The organism is Microbacterium sp. Z12_35, assembly GCF_058310475.1.
In genome coordinates this window covers 1213128-1230457 of record NZ_JBZEGJ010000001.1, presented here as the reverse complement: position 1 = coordinate 1230457, position 17330 = coordinate 1213128, and the positions used below count along the sequence as shown (strand labels likewise).

Annotated in this window: 15 protein-coding genes; 14 read left to right on the top strand and 1 reads right to left on the bottom strand. The window is 69.8% G+C overall.

All coding sequences use genetic code 11. The features are described 5' to 3' along the window. Nucleotides 1-87 precede the first annotated feature (87 nt). From AC4FS1_RS06115 to pheT, 7 genes are all read left to right on the top strand, one after another. Nucleotides 88-921, top strand: coding sequence for a TrmH family RNA methyltransferase (locus tag AC4FS1_RS06115; protein ID WP_491153363.1), 834 nt, complete (start codon nt 88-90; stop codon nt 919-921). A gap of 51 nt (nt 922-972) precedes the next feature. Further along, a complete protein-coding gene (locus AC4FS1_RS06110; protein ID WP_491153362.1) occupies nt 973-1737 on the top strand; it encodes an amino acid ABC transporter ATP-binding protein in 765 nt (254 codons plus the stop codon). Nucleotides 1738-1773: 36 nt separating this feature from the next. After that, complete coding sequence (locus tag AC4FS1_RS06105) at nt 1774-2679, top strand: glutamate ABC transporter substrate-binding protein (protein WP_491153361.1); 906 nt, start codon at nt 1774-1776, stop codon at nt 2677-2679. A 61-nt stretch (nt 2680-2740) separates the two neighbouring features. Beyond that, on the top strand, nt 2741-3397 hold the full coding sequence (locus tag AC4FS1_RS06100) for an amino acid ABC transporter permease (RefSeq protein ID WP_491153360.1): 657 nt from the start codon (nt 2741-2743) through the stop codon (nt 3395-3397). Beyond that, complete coding sequence (locus AC4FS1_RS06095) at nt 3394-4314, top strand: amino acid ABC transporter permease (protein ID WP_491153359.1); 921 nt, start codon at nt 3394-3396, stop codon at nt 4312-4314. The genes AC4FS1_RS06100 and AC4FS1_RS06095 overlap by 4 nt, the downstream gene beginning before the upstream one ends. Before the next feature lie 46 nt (nt 4315-4360). Further along, the gene (gene pheS, locus AC4FS1_RS06090) at nt 4361-5401 is read left to right on the top strand and encodes a phenylalanine--tRNA ligase subunit alpha (protein WP_491153358.1); all 1041 of its coding nucleotides are present in this window, start codon (nt 4361-4363) and stop codon (nt 5399-5401) included. Continuing rightward, nucleotides 5401-7920, top strand: a complete 2520-nt coding sequence (pheT, locus tag AC4FS1_RS06085) for a phenylalanine--tRNA ligase subunit beta (protein ID WP_491153357.1) — start codon at nt 5401-5403, stop codon at nt 7918-7920. The genes pheS and pheT overlap by 1 nt, the downstream gene beginning before the upstream one ends. 72 nt (nt 7921-7992) lie before the next feature. Here pheT and AC4FS1_RS06080 read toward each other — a convergent pair whose 3' ends face one another. Then, nucleotides 7993-9126 carry an AAA family ATPase gene (locus AC4FS1_RS06080; protein ID WP_491153356.1) on the bottom strand — a complete coding sequence of 378 codons (1134 nt, stop codon included), beginning with the start codon at nt 9124-9126 and terminating at the stop codon, nt 7993-7995. A gap of 354 nt (nt 9127-9480) precedes the next feature. Here AC4FS1_RS06080 and argC point away from each other — a divergent pair, with 354 nt between their 5' ends. The 7 genes from argC to argH are packed head-to-tail and all read left to right on the top strand — an operon-like array spanning nt 9481 to nt 17286. Continuing rightward, nucleotides 9481-10530 carry an N-acetyl-gamma-glutamyl-phosphate reductase gene (argC, locus tag AC4FS1_RS06075; protein ID WP_491153355.1) on the top strand — a complete coding sequence of 350 codons (1050 nt, stop codon included), beginning with the start codon at nt 9481-9483 and terminating at the stop codon, nt 10528-10530. After that, nucleotides 10527-11684, top strand: coding sequence for a bifunctional glutamate N-acetyltransferase/amino-acid acetyltransferase ArgJ (gene argJ / locus AC4FS1_RS06070; RefSeq protein WP_491153354.1), 1158 nt, complete (start codon nt 10527-10529; stop codon nt 11682-11684). The genes argC and argJ overlap by 4 nt, the downstream gene beginning before the upstream one ends. Next, the gene (argB, locus tag AC4FS1_RS06065) at nt 11681-12583 is read left to right on the top strand and encodes an acetylglutamate kinase (protein WP_491153353.1); all 903 of its coding nucleotides are present in this window, start codon (nt 11681-11683) and stop codon (nt 12581-12583) included. Before argJ ends, argB begins: the two co-directional genes overlap by 4 nt. After that, nucleotides 12580-13821: an acetylornithine transaminase gene (locus AC4FS1_RS06060; protein ID WP_491153352.1), complete on the top strand. Its 1242-nt coding sequence runs from the start codon at nt 12580-12582 to the stop codon at nt 13819-13821. The genes argB and AC4FS1_RS06060 overlap by 4 nt, the downstream gene beginning before the upstream one ends. After that, nucleotides 13818-14741: an ornithine carbamoyltransferase gene (gene argF, locus AC4FS1_RS06055; RefSeq protein WP_491153351.1), complete on the top strand. Its 924-nt coding sequence runs from the start codon at nt 13818-13820 to the stop codon at nt 14739-14741. The genes AC4FS1_RS06060 and argF overlap by 4 nt, the downstream gene beginning before the upstream one ends. Further along, nucleotides 14720-15859, top strand: a complete 1140-nt coding sequence (locus AC4FS1_RS06050; RefSeq protein WP_491153350.1) for a heparan-alpha-glucosaminide N-acetyltransferase domain-containing protein — start codon at nt 14720-14722, stop codon at nt 15857-15859. Before argF ends, AC4FS1_RS06050 begins: the two co-directional genes overlap by 22 nt. Continuing rightward, on the top strand, nt 15856-17286 hold the full coding sequence (argH, locus tag AC4FS1_RS06045; protein ID WP_491153349.1) for an argininosuccinate lyase: 1431 nt from the start codon (nt 15856-15858) through the stop codon (nt 17284-17286). The genes AC4FS1_RS06050 and argH overlap by 4 nt, the downstream gene beginning before the upstream one ends. Nucleotides 17287-17330 lie beyond the last annotated feature (44 nt).

The following is a 17330-nucleotide window of genomic DNA, read 5'->3' as shown; positions in this document are numbered from 1 at the left end:
CTCTTCGGAGGGCGCCCCTTTCGTTTGTCTCCGTGTCGTGGCTCCCCGGTGCCCGGTGCCGAGCGTCGGGGCCCATAGACTGAGAACGTGCTGGAAAATCCCCGCTCGCCGCGCGTTCGCGCGGTTGCGAAACTGAGTAAGCGCAGCGCGCGCCAGGAGACGGGGCTCTTCCTCCTCGAAGGTCCGCAGGCTGCCCGCGAGGCCCTCGCCTACGTGCCGGCCACCGTGCTGGAGCTGTTCGCCACCCCGTCCGCGATGGAGCGGCACGGCGACGTCCGGGACGCCGCGCGCGCCGCCGGCATCGAGGTCGAGTTCACGACCGAGGACGTGCTGGATGCGATGGCCGATACGGTCACACCGCAGGGCATCGTGGCCGTGGCCCAGCAGTCGCCGACGGCGATGAAGGACGTCTTCTCGGATTCTCCGCGCCTCGTCGCGATCTGCGAAGAGGTCCGCGACCCGGGCAACCTCGGCACGATCATCCGCGCGGCTGATGCTGCGGGCGCGGATGCGGTAATCCTCACCGGGCGGACGGTCGACCCGTACAACCCGAAGGTGGTGCGCTCGAGCACGGGCTCGCTGTTCCACCTTCCCATCGTGGTCGGAGTGGAGCTGGAGGCGGCCGTCGAGCGTGCCCACGCCGCCGGCATGCGCGTGGTGGCAGCCGATGTCGGTGGCACGGACTTCCTGGCCTCCCGGGCGGCACTGTCGGACCCGACCGCATGGCTGTTCGGCAACGAGGCGCACGGACTGGAAGAAAGCGCGCTCGCGCAGGCGGACCTGGCTCTGCGCCTCCCGATCTACGGTCGCGCCGAGTCGCTGAACCTCGCGACGGCGGCGAGTGTGTGCCTGTACGAAACCGCGTTCGCGCAGCGCGCGGGCGAGGCGTCCGGCGCCGGCGGCCCTGTTACAAGTCGATAAAGGCGGGCGTCGATCCTTGGTCGGCGTGCACGGCGCTCCTAGGGTGTGATTATGGTGACCCCCGACTCCCGTGCCACAGGCGATCCGCTCGTCGTGCTCGCGGATGTGCAGAAGCACTACGGCGAATTCCAGGCGCTGAAAGACATCAACCTCACCGTGGGCCGCGGTGAAGTGGTCGTCGTCATCGGTCCGTCGGGTTCGGGCAAGTCGACGCTGTGCCGCGCGATCAACCGGCTGGAGACGATCACGTCCGGCACGATCTCGATCGACGGCAAGGAGCTGCCCAAAGAGGGGAAGGCTCTCGCGCAGTTGCGGGCGGATGTCGGCATGGTCTTCCAGTCGTTCAACCTGTTCGCGCATCTGACGATCCTCCAGAACATCACGCTCGGCCCCATCAAGGTGCGCGGCATGAAGAAGGCCGACGCCGAGCGCGAGGCCCATGAGCTTCTGGAGCGGGTGGGGGTGGACGCGCAGGCGAACAAGCTCCCCGCGCAGCTGTCCGGTGGGCAGCAGCAGCGCGTCGCGATCGCGCGGGCCCTCGCGATGCATCCGAAGCTCATGCTCTTCGACGAGCCGACCAGCGCGCTGGACCCCGAGATGATCAACGAGGTCCTGGACGTCATGGTCGGCCTTGCCCGTGAGGGCATGACCATGATCGTCGTGACGCACGAGATGGGCTTCGCCCGCAAGGCAGCGGACCGCGTCGTGTTCATGGCCGACGGTCTCATCGTCGAGGAGCAGCAGCCGGAGGGCTTCTTCACCTCCCCTCGGTCCGACCGCGCCAAGGACTTCCTCTCCAAACTCATCACGCACTGACCCCCATCCACAGCACATCCCCCAAGGAGTCCTGACATGCGAAAGTCCCGCATCCTCACCGGCGTCGGCCTGGCCGCCGTCGCCATGCTCACCCTCAGCGCCTGCAACAGCGGCTCGCCCTCCGGCGGCTCGGGAGGCGGGGGAGAGGAAACGGCTGGAACCGAAGCTTTGTGGGAGGTCGCCACCGAGGTCGACCTGGAAGGCAGCCCCACGTACGACCGGATGGTCGAGCGGGACGGCGTCGTCGTCGGCGTCAAGAACGACCAGCCCGGCCTCGGCTACGAGGACGCCGCCTCGGGTGACCGCACCGGCTTCGACGTGGACATCGCGCGCTGGATCGCCGCATCCCTGGGCTTCGACGAGAGCCAGATCGAGTACCAGACGATCCCCTCCGCGAACCGCGAGCAGGCGATCGTGAACGGCGATATCGACTACTACGTCGGCACCTACTCGATCACCGACTCGCGCAAGGAGCAGATCGACTTCGCCGGCCCGTACTTCATCACCGGTCAGGGTCTGCTGGTCGCCGCCGACAACGAGGACATCACCGGCCCAGACGACCTCGCGGGCAAGATCGTCTGCTCGGTGACCGGCTCCACCCCGCTCCAGCGCATCCGAGACGAGTACAACCCCGGTGACGCCGTCGAGTACGACACCTACTCGCAGTGCGTCGAGCAGCTGAAGGCCGGCTCGGTCGATGCGATCACGACGGATGAGGCGATCCTCGCCGGCTACGTCGCGCTGGAGCCTGACGCCCTCAAGATCGCCGGCGATCCCTTCAGCGAGGAGCGCTACGGCGTGGGCCTGGAGAAGGGCGACACGGCGCTGAAGGAGCACATCAACGCCCTGTTCACCGACGGCGGCGACGTGTGGACCGCTCTGTTCGAAGAGCACCTCGCACCCGCCGGCATCGAGGGCGAACAGCCCGCCGTCGACCAGTGAGTTCCCGGGGCGGCGCACCTGCGCCGCCCCCTTCTCCGGCCGTTTGCGGAAAGGATCGCGCGTGGGTGTCATCACCGACAACCTCGACCTGTGGTGGACGTTCCTCCTGGGTACCCTCTTGCTGTTCGTGGCCGGAGGTGCGCTCGCGCTCGTCCTGGGCACCATCGTCGGCGCGATGCGTGTGTCCCCGATCCCGGTGGCGCGGGCGGTGGGCACCCTCTACGTCAACACCATCCGGAACACGCCGCTCACGCTCGTCTTCTTCGCCTTCTCCTTCGCCCTCCCGCCGCTGCTCGGTCTTCGCCTGACGCAGTCGGTCTCGGTGACGCTCGCGATCTGCGCCTTGGGTGTGTACACCGCGACGTATGTGGCGGAGACCATCCGTTCCGGCATCAACACCGTGCCCGTCGGCCAGGCCGAGGCCGCTCGCGCGCTGGGGCTGACCTTCGGGCAGGTGATGGGCAGCGTCGTCATGCCGCAGGCCTTCCGCTCCGTCATCCCGCCCCTGATGAGCGTGTTCATCGCCCTGCTGAAGAACACCACCGTGGCGGCGGGCTTCTCCGTCATCAACCTCGGATCCATCCGGAACTACCTGAGTGAGCGCGGCGAGAACCAGTTCGTCACGATCCTGTGGGTCATGGTCATCTTCATCGTGCTGGTGCTCGTGCTGTCCTGGGTGCAGCGCACGCTCGAGAACCGCTGGAGGATCGCGCGATGAGCAGCGTCCTGTACGACGTCCCCGGTCCGCGCGCGATGGCGCGCAACCGCGTCTTGGGCGTGCTGACGATCGTCGTCGTCGTGGCCGTCATCAGCTTCTTCGTGTGGCGGCTCGCCGCCACCGGCCAGTTCACGGCGCAGAAGTGGTCGGCATTCACGTACACCAACGTGTGGATCAACATCGGTCAGGCGACCATGCGCACGCTCGCCGCCTTCGGCACCGCCGCGGTCGGGGCCCTCATCCTGGGCTTCGTGCTCGCGATCGGGCGCCTCTCCGATCACGCGTGGGTGCGCGTGCCGTTCACGGTCGTGATCGAGCTGCTGCGGGCGGTGCCCGTGCTCGTCTTCATGTTCCTGCTGTACTACGGCCTCCCGGTGATCGGGGTGCGCATGGAGCCCTACTGGGCCGTGGTCATCGCGCTCATCGCCTACAACGGATCGGTGCTCGCGGAGGTCTTCCGCGCCGGCGTGGAGTCGCTGCCGCGCGGGCAGAAGGAGGCCGGCTACGCGATCGGCCTGCGCAAGTCCGGGGTCATGCGCCTCGTCCTGCTTCCGCAGGCGATCCGGGCGATGCTGCCGGTCATCATCGCCCAGCTGGTGGTCACGCTCAAAGACACCGCGCTCGGGTTCATCATCACCTACCCGGAGCTGCTGTTCTACGCCAAGTTCCTCGGCTCACAGGCGAGCATCGGCTCCCCGATCATCCCCGCGACGATCGTGGTCGGCGCCATCTACATCGCGCTGTGTCTCGCGCTGTCGGGCGTGGCGACACTGGCCGAGAAGCGGCTCCGGCGCTCGCCGAGGGTGGCAACCGTCGCGGGCGCCCATCAGCCGATGCAGGAAGTCACCGACACCGAGCTCATCGTCGCGCAGCGTGGGCTCGGCAAGCACGACGGGACCAGCGGCGGCGGGTTCTGACACGCACGAACGGGGCGGCACGCGCCCGTCGGTAGACTCGACTCTCGTGTCTGACGCACCCGAGATCACCCCCGACGCCGTGCAAGCGGCGGTCGACGCCGCCCTGGCGGCCATCGACGCCGCCTCCACCACCGCCGAGCTCAAGGCCGTCCGCGCGGCGCACTCCGGCGAAGGGTCACCGCTCGCACGGCTGAACGCCCGCCTGCGCGATGTCGCCCCGGAGAACAAAGCCACCTTCGGCAAGCTCGTCGGCCAGGCGCGTGGCCGTGTGAACCAGGCGCTCGCGGCCCGTGAGGCCGCGCTGGCGGAGGCGGAGACCGCCGCGCAGCTGGAGGCGGAACGTGTGGACATCACGGCGCTGCCGCAGCGTGCTCGCGTCGGGTCGCGGCATCCGCTCACCCTCCTGCAGGACCACGTCAGCGACATCTTCGTCGGCATGGGCTGGGAGATCGTGGAAGGTCCGGAACTCGAGCACGAGTGGTACAACTTCGATGCCTTGAACCTCGACGCCGACCACCCGGCCCGTCAGATGCAGGACACCTTCTACGTCGACCCGGTCGCCCGCCACCTGCTGCTGCGCACGCAGACGAGCCCCGTCCAGATGCGTTCCATGCTCACCCGCGACCTCCCGATCTACATCGTGTCGCCCGGCCGGGTCTTCCGCACCGACGAGTTCGATGCCACGCACCTGCCCGTCTTCAGCCAGTTCGAGGGCCTCGTCGTCGATGAGGGCATCACCATGGCGCACCTGCGCGGCACGCTCGACCACATCGCCCGCCAGCTGTTCGGCGCCGAGGCGAAGACCCGTATGCGCGCGAACTACTTCCCCTTCACCGAGCCCTCCGCCGAGTTCGATCTGTGGCATCCCACCTTCAAGGGCGGCGCACGATGGATCGAGTGGGGCGGATGCGGCATGGTCAACCCGAACGTGCTGCGCGCCGCGGGCATCGACCCGGAGGTCTACTCCGGCTTCGCGTTCGGGATGGGCTTCGAGCGGACGCTGATGTTCCGCTCCGACGTGCAGGACATGCGCGACATGGCCGAGGGCGATGTCCGCTTCAGCGAGCAGTTCGGGATGGTGGTCTGATGCGCGTTCCCATCGCGTGGCTGCGCGAGTACGTCGATGTTCCTGCCGACGCCACACCCGAAGACATCCTCGCCTCGCTCGTCTCCGTCGGATTCGAAGAGGAGGATGTCCACCGCTTCGAGCTGACCGGTCCGATCGTCGTCGGACAGGTGCTCGACGTCGTCGAGGAGCCGCAGTCCAACGGCAAGACCATTCGCTGGTGCCAGGTGGATGTCGGCCCATCGAACGGCGGCGTACGCGGGATCGTCTGCGGCGCGAGCAACTTCTTCGCCGGCGACAAGGTCGTCGTGACCCTCCCGGGTGCCGTCCTGCCGGGTCCGTTCCCGATCGCCGCCCGGAAGACCTACGGGCATGTCTCGGACGGCATGATCGCCTCGGCCAAGGAGCTGGGGCTGGGCGACGAGCACAGCGGCATCCTGCGCCTGACCGAACTGGGGCTCGATCCCGAGGTCGGCACCGACGCGATCGCCCTCCTCGGCCTCGACGACGTGGCGGTCGAGATCAACGTGACCCCCGACCGCGGCTACGCCCTGAGCCTGCGGGGCGTTGCCCGCGAGTACGGGCACGCCACCGGGGCGAGCTTCCGTGACCCCGGCGACCGCCCGTTCGAGGAGCTCGAGCAGCCCACCGGCGGATTCTCCGTCTCGGTCGTCGACGACGCTCCCATCCGCGGCCGGGTCGGCGCCAGCGAATTCGTCGTGCGCATCGTGCGCGGCGTCGACCCCACCCGTCCCACGCCGCCGTGGATGGTGTCGCGGCTGACGCTGGCCGGGATCCGGTCTCTCGGGGTGCTCATCGACATCACCAACTACGTCATGCTCGAGCTCGGCAACCCGATCCACGGGTACGACCTCGACACTCTCACCGGCGGCATCACCGTGCGCCGCGCTCAGGCCGGGGAGAAGCTCACGACGCTCGACGGCAAGGAACGCTCCCTCAGCGAAGAAGACCTGCTGATCACCGACGAGTCCGGCCCCATCGGCCTGGCCGGCGTCATGGGCGGCGGCGCCACCGAGATGAGCGACGAGACCCGCAACGTGCTCATCGAAGCGGCGATCTTCGACCCCGTGACGATCGCCCGGACGGCGCGTCGCCACAAGCTCCCCTCCGAGGCATCCCGCCGCTTCGAACGCGGCGTCGACCCCCTCATCCCGTTCGTGGCGGCACGCCGCGTGGCCGACCTGATGGTCGAGCACGCCGGCGGAACCCTCGACACCGAGACCGGCGGAGCCCTGTTCACCGAGGTGTTCGTCGAGGCGATCGAGTTGCCGCGCCCGTTCGTTCCGGGGCTCATCGGCGTGGAGTACACCGATGCCGAGATCATCGGTGCGCTGGAGACCATCGGCTGCGAGGTGACCGAAGCCGCCGAAGCGCCCGGCTCGTGGATCGTGATCCCGCCGTCGTGGCGGCCCGATCTGACGGACAAATGGACCCTCGCCGAGGAGGTCGCCCGGATCACCGGCTACGACCGTATTCCGTCGAAGCTGCCCATCCCGCCGTCCGGACGCGGTTTCACGCCGGCGCAACAGGGCCGGCGCCGGGTGGCGAACGCGCTGGCTGCCGCAGGGTACGTCGAGACCCTGTCGTTCGGCTTCACCACGGAGGAGCAGAACGACCTGCACGGGTCGGCGTCCGGAGCAGACCTGCCGAGCATCCAGCTCGCCAACCCCCTCGACGGGCAGAACCCGTTCCTCCGCCGGTCGCTGATCCCGGGGCTTCTGCAGGTGGCGCACCGCAATGTCTCGCGCGGGTTCACCGACTTGGCGTTGTTCGAGAGCGGGGTCGTCTTCCTGCCCGAGCCGGGCATCGACTACGGCACCGCGAGCGTTCCGGTTCCGGCCGAGCGGCCCGACCCGGAGACGCTTGCGGAGTTGGATGCGGCGATTCCGCCGCAGCCGCGCCATGTCGCGGTGCTCCTCACCGGCAACCGGATCGCCAAGCAGCCGGGCCAGCCGGTGGCGCCGTTCGACCTGGCCGACGCCCTCGACGCGGTCCGTACGATCGCGGCGGCCGCCGGGGTGCACATCGACGTCGCGCAGTCCCAGCGTGCGGCGTTGCATCCGGGGCGAGCCGGCGTGCTGACAGTGGGCGGCGTCGAGGTCGGATATGTGGGGGAGCTGCTCCCGGCCGTCGCCGAGAAGTCCGACCTGCCCGGGCGCGTCCTCGTGGCCGAGCTGAACCTCGATGCGCTGCTCCAGGTCGCGGGTGACCGCGTCGTCGCCGCATCCCTCTCCGGCTACCCTGCCGCCACGCAGGACGTGTCGCTGGTGGTGGATGGTGCGGTGCCCGCCGCCGATGTGCGTGCGGCGATCGTCGAGGGGGCGGGTGAGCTGCTGGAGTCGCTGCACCTCGTCGACGACTACCGCGGCCCGGGCCTGCCCGAGGGCGGCAAGAGCCTGACGTTCGCGCTGCGCTTCCGCGCACCCGACCGCACGCTCACCTCCGCCGAGGCTACCGAGGCGAAGCTTGCCGGCGTCGCCGTCGCGGCCGAGCGCTTCGGTGCGGCGCTGCGCGACTGAGAGCGCCCCGCGTCCCGTTTCGCGGGCCGCGGGCCGCGGGCCGCGGGAGGACGTTCGCGCCGCGCTCGCTGTCTAGCGCGACCCCCAGTGCCACGACGGCCGGTCGAGGGTGCCCTGGCCCGCCACGCGCGTGCCGCCGGCGGCACCCTCGAGCCGGTGCAACGCGGCCCCCGTGTCGGCCAGGGAGGCGGCAAGGGGCTCGGCGTGCGTGACCACGAGCACTTGAGCGTCGTCGGATGCGGCGGCGATCAGCTCGGCGAGGGGTGCCAGGAGATCGGGGTGCAGGCTCGACTCCGGTTCGTTCAGGACGATGAGCGGTGGAGGCTCGGGGGAGAGCAAGGCCACCGCCAGAAGCAGGTAGCGCAGCGTTCCGTCGGAGAGCTCTTCGGCCGAGAGTGCGCGCAGGAGTCCGCGCTGGTGCCACAGGAGGCGAAAGCGTCCGTCGTCGACGCCGATCTCGACACGACTGCCGGGGAAGGCTCGTTCCACCTGCGCATCCAGGCGCCCGCCGAACCCGGCCTCGCGGATGCTCTGCCAGGCCGCGGCGAGATCCGCCCCGTCGTCGGCCAGGCGGCGCGTGCGGGTGCCGACCTGCGGCCGGCGCGCGGGAGCGTCCGCATCCACGCGGAAGTGATCGTAGAACCGCCAGGCCGACAGCTGGCGGCGCAGCGCCAGCAGCTCGGGGGCGGCCTCCCCGTCGGCGAGGTCGGTCACGATGCTCTCGTACGGCGTGAGCTGCTGGCCGAGGGTCCGCCAGGCGCCGTCGCGCACCCGGGCGACCGCGCGCAGCCGGTCCACGAGCAGGCTCGACGGCCTGGCCGCGCGACCGGTGAACACCTGCTCGCGTTTGATTTCGGGATCCCGGGCGAAGAGGCTCGACTGCTCGGTCTGCGGCAGACCCAGGTCGACGAGATATCCGAAATCGTCGGAGGCGAAGCCGAGCAGCACCGCCACCGGACCGCGGCGCCTCGTGCCCTCTTCGCCGCCACCGTTTTCCGGACCGGCCCACACGAGCGAGGACAGGCCGCCCTCGCGCGCCACGGCGCCGACGAGCCCGCCGGCGGCGACGGTGGACAGGAGGCGCAGGGCCCGGTACAGGTTTGACTTTCCGGAGCCGTTCGGTCCGGTGACGACCGTGAGGCGGCCGAGCGGCAGGACGACGTCGCGCAGTGAGCGGTACCCCGCGACGGCGAGCGTGGTGAGCATGCGTCCATCCTGGCCTGGCGCTCCGACGCCGCCGGATGTGCGGCCGGTTCGCGTAGTGATGTCCCACATCTGCAGGTTCTGGAGGGTGGTTTCCTGCAGAAGTCGGACATGACGTGACGGGATGCACGGCCCGGACGCGGCCGAGGCGGCCCGAGTGGTGAAGGATTTGCGCGGCGGTCCGGCGCGGGACTAGGGTCGCCCCATGCTTCCGGCCGGTTCCTCCTCGCTCGCGTTCTGCGGCACCGGTCTGCGTTCGCGCCGCGGCGCCCGCCGACTCTAGGCGACCCCGAACGCGTCTGCGGCTCGGGTGTCGCCGTCTCCGGCCCCGTCGTCCCAGAACATAAGGTGGAAGTCATGCCCTATTCGGTCGCCGTCTCCGGCGCATCCGGCTACGCCGGTGGCGAGATCCTGCGCCTCCTCGCCGGGCACCCCGACGTGGAGATCCGCACGGTCACCGCGCACTCCAACGCCGGGCAGCCGCTGGTCGAGCATCAGCCGCACCTGCGATCGCTCGCGCACCTGACGCTGCAGGAGACCACCCCCGAGGTGCTCGCCGGCCATGACATCGTCGTGCTGGCCCTCCCGCACGGCCAGTCGGGTCAGTACACCGACGCGCTGACCGATACCCCGCTCGTCATCGACGCGGGCGCGGACCACCGCCTGACATCGTCGGCGGACTGGGGTCGCTTCTACGGTGGAGCCTTCACCGAGGCGTGGACGTACGGAGTGCCCGAACTGCCCGTCGGCTCTTCGAAGCAGCGCGACCTTCTCGTGGGCGCGACACGGATCGCCGCGCCGGGCTGCAACGCGTCGACCGTGTCGCTGAGCATCGCCCCGGGCGTGGCTGCCGGTGTCATCGACGCCGGCGACATCGTCAGCGTCCTGGCCGTGGGGCCGAGCGGTGCCGGCAAGAGCCTGAAGACGAACCTCCTGGCGAGCGAAATCCTGGGGTCGGCGAACCCCTATGCCGTCGGCGGGACGCACCGCCACATCCCCGAGATCCGGCAGGCGCTCGCCGCAGCAGGGGCGGATGCGGCGTCGGTGCGGATCTCGTTCACCCCCGTGATCGTGCCGATGGCCCGGGGCATCCTGGCCACCACCTCCGCACCGATCGCCGCCGGCGCCACCGACACCCAGATCCGCGACGCGTGGGAGGCGGCCTACGGCGGGGAGCCGTTCGTGCAACTCCTTCCCGCGGGGAGCTTCCCGCGAACCGCCGACGTCGTGGGCGCCAACACCGCGCTGCTGGGGCTCGCGATCGACCGCGACGCGAACCGTGTCGTGGTCGTCGCGGCCGTGGACAATCTCGTCAAAGGCACTGCCGGCGCCGCCGTGCAGTCGATGAACATCGCACTGGGGCTCCCGGAGACCCGCGCGCTGAGCATGAACGGAGTGGCACCGTGAGCGTCACCGCCCCCGCAGGCTTCGAGGCGGCCGGTGTGGCGGTGGGCCTCAAGTCCACCGGCAAACCCGACGTCGCCGTCGTCGTGAACCGCGGCCCGCTCAAAGTCGGTGCGGCGGTCTTCACCTCCAACCGTGCGAAGGCCAACCCGATCCTGTGGTCGGAGCAGGCGATCCAGGACGGGGTGGTCGAAGCGATCGTGCTCAACTCGGGCGGCGCCAACTGCTTCACCGGGTCGTTCGGATTCCAGACGACGCACCAGACCGCCGAGAAGGCCGCGGCCCTCCTGGGGGTGGGCGCCGGTGATGTGCTCGTGTGCTCCACGGGTCTCATCGGCACCGGCGACGAGATCTTCCGCGGGAAGGTCCTCCAGGGCGTCGAAGAGGGCGTCGCCGCGCTGTCGGACGACGGCGGAGAGGCCGCGTCGCTCGCGATCATGACAACGGACTCCCGGCCCAAACGCGTCGTGCACCGTTCCGGTGGCTGGACGATCGGCGGGATGGCGAAAGGCGCGGGGATGCTGGCGCCGGGCCTGGCGACGATGCTCGTCGTGCTCACCACCGATGCGGTGCTCGACTCCGCCGAGGCGGATGCGGCCCTCCGTTCCGCGACCCGCGTCAGCTTCGATCGGCTGGACTCGGACGGCTGCATGTCGACCAACGACCAGGTCAGCCTGCTGGCCAGCGGGGCCAGCGGCATCCGTCCCGACCCCGCGGAGTTCCGCGACGCTCTTGCCGCCGTGTGCGTCGACCTCGCCGAGCAGCTGCAGTCGGATGCCGAGGGTGCGAGCCACGACATCCGCATCGAGGTGTCCTCCGCCGCGACGGAGGAGGAGGCGGTCGAGGTGGGACGCTCGGTCGCTCGCAACAACCTCTTCAAGGCGGCGATCTTCGGCAACGATCCCAACTGGGGTCGGGTGCTCGCCGCGATCGGGACGACGACGGCGCAGTTCGACCCCTACGACGTCGATGTCTGGATGAACGGCGTGCGGGTGTGTACGGCGGGGGGACCCGACCGCCCCCGGGAAGACGTGGATCTGACGCCACGGGCGACGCGCGTGGAAATCGACCTCAAGGCCGGGGACGCGGCCGCCGTCATCCTGACCAACGACCTCACCCACGAGTACGTCCACGAGAACAGCGCGTATTCGTCATGACCGGAATCGATCTTCAAGACACCGACCCCGCCGCTGCGAGCGAGTGGGCCGCGAGCCTCGTGGAGTCCCTCCCGTGGCTGCAGCGCTACCGCGACTCGATCATCGTGATCAAGTACGGCGGCAACGCCATGGTCAGCGACGAACTGCAGGATGCCTTCGCCGCCGACATCGCCTACCTCCGCTACGTGGGCGTGCTCCCGGTGGTGGTGCACGGCGGCGGACCGCAGATCTCCTCCATGCTCGACCGTCTCGCCATCCCCAGCGAGTTCAAGGGCGGCTACCGGGTCACCTCGACCGAGGCCATCAGCGTCGTGCGCATGGTGCTCACCGGTCAGATCAACCCGCAGCTGGTCGCCAAAGTCAACGCCCACGGCCCCCTCGCCACCGGGCTGAGCGGCGAGGACGCCGGACTGTTCGGTGGCCGCCGCCGCGGCGTCGTCGTCGACGGGGTCGAGCACGACCTCGGTCGGGTGGGCAACGTCGAGTCGGTCGATCCACGACCCGTGCTCGATCACCTCGCGGCGGGCCGCATCCCGATCGTCTCCAGCATCGCGCCCGACCTGGATCACCCCGGGCACTCCCTCAACGTCAACGCGGATGCCGCGGCGGCCGCCCTCGCGGTGGCCCTGAAAGCCGAGAAGCTCGTGATCCTCACGGATGTGGCGGGGCTCTACGCCGACTGGCCGAACCGGGAATCGCTCGTGTCCCACCTCACCTCGCCGGAGCTGCGCGCGATGATGCCGCGGCTGGAGTCGGGGATGATCCCGAAGATGCAGGCGTGCCTGGAAGCCGTCGAAGGCGGAGTCCCCACCGCGGCCATCATCGACGGGCGGGTGCCGCACTCGGTGCTCGTGGAACTGTTCACCAGCAAAGGGATCGGAACGGAGGTCGTCGCATGAGCGAGGCAATGTCGTGGCAAGAGGACGCCGGGCGTGACCTCGTCCGCAGCTTCGGTGAGCGGATGGCCCTGTTCGTCCGCGGCGAGGGCGCCTACCTCTGGGACGGCGACGGCCGACGGTATCTCGACTTCCTCGCCGGCATCGCCGTGGACGCCCTCGGTCACGCGCATCCGGTCTTCGTGGAGGCGGTGTCCCGCCAGGCCGCCACGCTCGCCCACGTCTCGAACTACTTCGCCACCCCGCCGCAGCTCGAACTCGCCGCCCGCCTCAAACGGCTCGCCGGTACCGGCCCGGCCGGCCGCGTGTACTTCGGCAACTCCGGTGCGGAGGCGAACGAGGCCGCGTTCAAGCTCGCGCGGCTGCACGGCCGGAACTCCGGCCGCACCCGCATCCTCACTCTCAACGGGGGCTTCCATGGACGCACCATGGGCACCCTGGCCATGACGGCGAAGCCCGCCCTCCAGGCGGACTTCCTCCCCATGGTCCCGGGCGTGGAACACATCGATGCGACCGTCGACGCGCTCGAGGCGGCGATGGATGACCGCGTCGCCGCGCTCGTCGTGGAACCGATCCAAGGCGAGGCCGGCGTCGTCGAACTTCCGGAGGGGTACCTCCAGGCGGCTCGCGCGCTGACGCACGACCACGGTGCGCTGCTCATCGTGGACGAGATCCAGACCGGCGCCGGACGCACGGGGGAGTGGTTCGCCTTCCAGCACGAAGGGATCACGCCCGACGCGATCACGGTCGCCAAGGGCTTGGGCGGCGGGTTCCCGATCGGCGCTCTGATCACGTATGCGGCGGCAAGCGAGCTCTTCTACCCCGGAACCCACGGATCGACGTTCGGTGGCAACGCGCTCGGGACAGCGGTCGCCGACGCCGTCCTGGCCGAGATCGAGGATGCCGGGCTGGTGGAAAACGCGACGCGGCGTGGCGAGCAGGTGCGCGCGGCGATCCGTGGCATCGAATCGCCTCTGGTGGTGGGCGTCCGCGGACGTGGGCTCCTCCTCGGAGTCGCGCTCGCCTCCCCGGTGGCCAAAGCCGTCGTCGCGGCAGCCCAGCAGCATGGGCTGATCATCAACGCCCCGAACGACGACACCATCCGTCTCGTTCCCCCGCTGACAATCGGCGACGCCGAGATCGACGAGTTCTCGAGACTCTTCGCGGCGTCGTTGGCGACGGTGGCGGACTCGCTGCTGCTGAAGGACGCCGCGCCCGCGGCGAAAGGAGAGTCCGCGTGACCCGACATCTGCTGCGCGACGACGACCTGAGCCCTGCCGAGCAATCCGAGATCCTCGATCTCGCGATCGAGCTGAAAAAGGACCGGTGGGCGCAAAAGCCCCTGGCGGGCCCGCAGACCGTGGCCGTCATCTTCGACAAGTCATCCACGCGCACGCGCGTGTCGTTCGCAGTCGGCATCGCGGACCTGGGCGGATCTCCGCTGATCATCTCGACGGCCAACAGCCAGCTCGGCGGCAAGGAGACCCCTGCCGACACCGCGCGCGTGCTGGAGCGGCAGGTGGCGGCCATCGTCTGGCGCACCTACGCCCAGGCGGGGCTCGAGGAGATGGCGCGGAACACCCGGGTGCCGGTGGTCAACGCCCTCAGCGACGACTTCCACCCCTGCCAGCTGCTGGCCGACCTGCTGACCATCCGCGAGCACAAGGGCGCGCTGACCGGTCTGACGCTGTCGTTCTTCGGTGACGGCCGGAGCAACATGGCCCACTCCTACGTCCTCGCCTGTGTGACAGCGGGGATGCATGTGCGGGTCGCTTCGCCCGAGGACTACGCCCCGCGCGAAGACGTGGTGGCGGACGCCGACGCGATCGCCGCTCGCACCGGGGGATCAGTGACCCTCTACACCGACGCGAACGAGGCTGCCGCAGGAGCGGATGTCATCGTCACCGATACGTGGGTGTCGATGGGCAAGGAGGAGGAGAAACTCGCACGCCTGCGAGATCTCGGTGCGTACAAGGTGACGCAAGATCTCATGGCGCTCGCCCGCCCGGATGCCGTCTTCATCCATTGTCTGCCGGCCGACCGCGGTTACGAGGTCGACGCTGAGATCATCGACGGCCCGCAGAGCGTCGTCTGGGATGAAGCGGAGAACAGGCTCCACGCCCAGAAGGCGCTGCTGGTGTGGCTGCTGCGTCAGGACTGACCGCCTGGCTCCGCTCGCGGTGGCGTCGGTTCGACGCCCCGCCGCGCCTGGCCGGCGTCGACCTCGCCCGCGGGCTGGCTGTGGTGGGCATGCTCGCGGCGCACCTGCTGGTCATTGACGACTTCGTCCTGGACGATCCGGCGACCTGGGTCGACATCGTCAACGGGCGGTCCTCGATCCTGTTCGCCACCCTGGCCGGGGTGTCGATCGCGATCGTGACGGGCGGCCGGCGGCCGTTCCACGGTTCGCGCCGCGCGCGCGCGTCCGCCCGCATCGCCCTGCGTGGAGCACTGCTGTGGGTTCTCGGGGTGCTGCTGGTGAGCACGGGGGTGCCGGTCTACGTCATCCTGCCCGCGTACGCGATCCTCTTCGTGCTGTCTCTGCCGTTTCTCGGCCTCGGCGCCCGTGCGCTCTTCCTCCTCGCAGCGGTGCTGGGACTCACGATGCCGTTCCTCCAGGCGCTGTGGGACGCATCGCCGTTCTGGTTCACGCCCGAGGGGGCGACGATCTCCGCCCTCATGGGATGGCACTACCCCTTCCCCGTGTGGATCGTGTTCCTGCTCGCGGGCATGGCGATCGGGCGTTGCGATCTGCGCTCGGCGCGTACCGCCGCCCTTCTCCTGGGCTCGGGTGCCGTGCTCGCGGCCCTCGGGTATTTCCTGGACGCGACGACGGGTACGAGTGTCGAGGCCGAGCCGTTCTCGCCGTTGGCGGCCGTGTGGACGGCGCGCCCGCACTCCAGCGGCGTGCTGGAGGTGATCGGGTCCGGCGGCTTTGCGATCGCGGTGATCGGACTGTGCCTGCTGATCAGCCGCACCTTCGTGCGCTGGGTCGTCGTGCCCCTGCGCGCGGTGGGGTCGATGCCACTCACCGCGTACACCGCGCAACTTCTCGTGTGGGCGTGGATCGCCGCATCCGTTCTCGGCCGCACGGACGACCTTCAAGGATTCCGCGAGCTGGATCCCTTCTGGCCGCTGACCATCGGCCTCCTCGTGGCGTGCACGCTGTGGGCGCTGCTCGTCGGCCGCGGGCCGCTGGAGGCGGCGATCGCGCGGCTCAGCACCTGGCTCGTGCGCGAGCCGGACGTCGGCGAGGGCGTGGATAGGCTGGAGCGATGAGCGGTCACACAGGACACGGCACGAACGAAGGCGCGCTGTGGGGAGCGCGGTTCTCCGGAGGACCGTCGCCGGAGCTGGCCGCGCTCAGCCGGTCGACGCACTTCGACTGGGACCTCGCGCTCTATGACATCGCGGGATCGCACGCCCACGCGAAAGCGCTGGAAGCCGCGGGGTATCTCACGGCTGACGAGGCGGCGACCATGCACGCCGCCCTGGACGCGCTGGCCGTGCGCGTCACCGAAGGCACCCTCGTCGCGGGCCCCGACGACGAAGACGTCCACGGCGCCCTGGAGAGCGCGCTCATCGCGCAGATCGGGTCGGCGCTGGGCGGGAAGCTGCGGGCCGGGCGTAGCCGGAACGATCAGATCGCGACCCTCGTGCGCCTCTACCTGCTCGACCACGGCCGCACGATCGGGCGGGAGGTGCTGCGCCTCATCGACGCGATCGTCGCGCAGGCCGACGCTCACGCCGATGCGATCATGCCCGGCCGCACCCACCTGCAGCACGCGCAGCCGGTGCTGCTCGCGCATCATCTCCAGGCGTACGGCTGGGCGCTCGTGCGCGGGCTCGAGCGCCTCCGGGACTGGTCAGCGCGCGCGGCGGTCTCGCCCTATGGCGGGGGAGCGCTCGCCGGCTCGAGCCTCGGCCTCGACCCGGAACTGGTCGCGCGGGAACTGGGCCTTGCCCGTCCCGCGGAGAATTCGCTGGACGGTACGGCCTCGCGCGATGTCGTGGCCGAGTTCGCCTTCGTCACGGCCATGATCGCGGTGGACGTCTCCCGGTTCGCCGAGGACGTCATCCTGTGGAACACGCGCGAGTTCGGTTTCGTGACGCTGGATGATGCGTACTCGACGGGGTCGAGCATCATGCCGCAGAAGAAGAACCCGGACATCGCAGAACTCGCGCGCGGCAAGGCGGGACGCCTGATCGGAAACCTCGCGGGTCTGATGGCAACCCTGAAGGGCCTTCCGCTGGCGTACAACCGCGACCTGCAGGAGGACAAGGAGCCCGTCTTCGACAGCGTGCGCACGCTCGAGCTCGTCCTTCCTGCCTTCGCGGGGATGATCGCGACGCTCCGGTTCGACACTGCCCGCATGGCCGCCCTCTCACCGGAGGGTTTCTCGCTGGCCACGGACGTCGCAGACTGGCTCGTGCGTCAGGGAGTGCCTTTCCGGGATGCGCATGAGATGTCCGGCGCGCTGGTGCGGGCCTGCGAAGCGCGGGGGATCGGTCTCGAGGACGCTTCCGACGAGCTTCTCGCCGAGATTTCGCCGTCGCTCACCCCTGCGGTGCGGGGAGTGCTCACCGTGGAGGGTTCGGTGGCGAGCCGCTCGGGGATGGGCGGAACCGCACCGGACCGCGTGAGCGAGCAGCGGCGCGAGCTGGTCACGCGTGCCCAGGCGGTAGCTCGGGCGTTTATCGGCTGATTCGCGCAATATCGCTTATATCTCCGCTGAATAAGCAATACTGT

Bases quoted from the DNA above. Each gene is read 5' to 3' on its own strand.
- AC4FS1_RS06095 (WP_491153359.1), top strand. From the start codon at position 3,394: ATGAGCAGCGTCCTGTACGACGTCCCCGGTCCGCGCGCGATGGCGCGC.
- AC4FS1_RS06080 (WP_491153356.1), bottom strand. From the start codon at position 9,126: ATGCTCACCACGCTCGCCGTCGCGGGGTACCGCTCACTGCGCGACGTC.
- AC4FS1_RS06110 (WP_491153362.1), top strand. From the start codon at position 973: ATGGTGACCCCCGACTCCCGTGCCACAGGCGATCCGCTCGTCGTGCTC.
- AC4FS1_RS06105 (WP_491153361.1), top strand. From the start codon at position 1,774: ATGCGAAAGTCCCGCATCCTCACCGGCGTCGGCCTGGCCGCCGTCGCC.
- pheT (WP_491153357.1), top strand. From the start codon at position 5,401: ATGCGCGTTCCCATCGCGTGGCTGCGCGAGTACGTCGATGTTCCTGCC.
- argB (WP_491153353.1), top strand. From the start codon at position 11,681: ATGACCGGAATCGATCTTCAAGACACCGACCCCGCCGCTGCGAGCGAG.
- AC4FS1_RS06060 (WP_491153352.1), top strand. From the start codon at position 12,580: ATGAGCGAGGCAATGTCGTGGCAAGAGGACGCCGGGCGTGACCTCGTC.
- argH (WP_491153349.1), top strand. From the start codon at position 15,856: ATGAGCGGTCACACAGGACACGGCACGAACGAAGGCGCGCTGTGGGGA.
- argC (WP_491153355.1), top strand. From the start codon at position 9,481: ATGCCCTATTCGGTCGCCGTCTCCGGCGCATCCGGCTACGCCGGTGGC.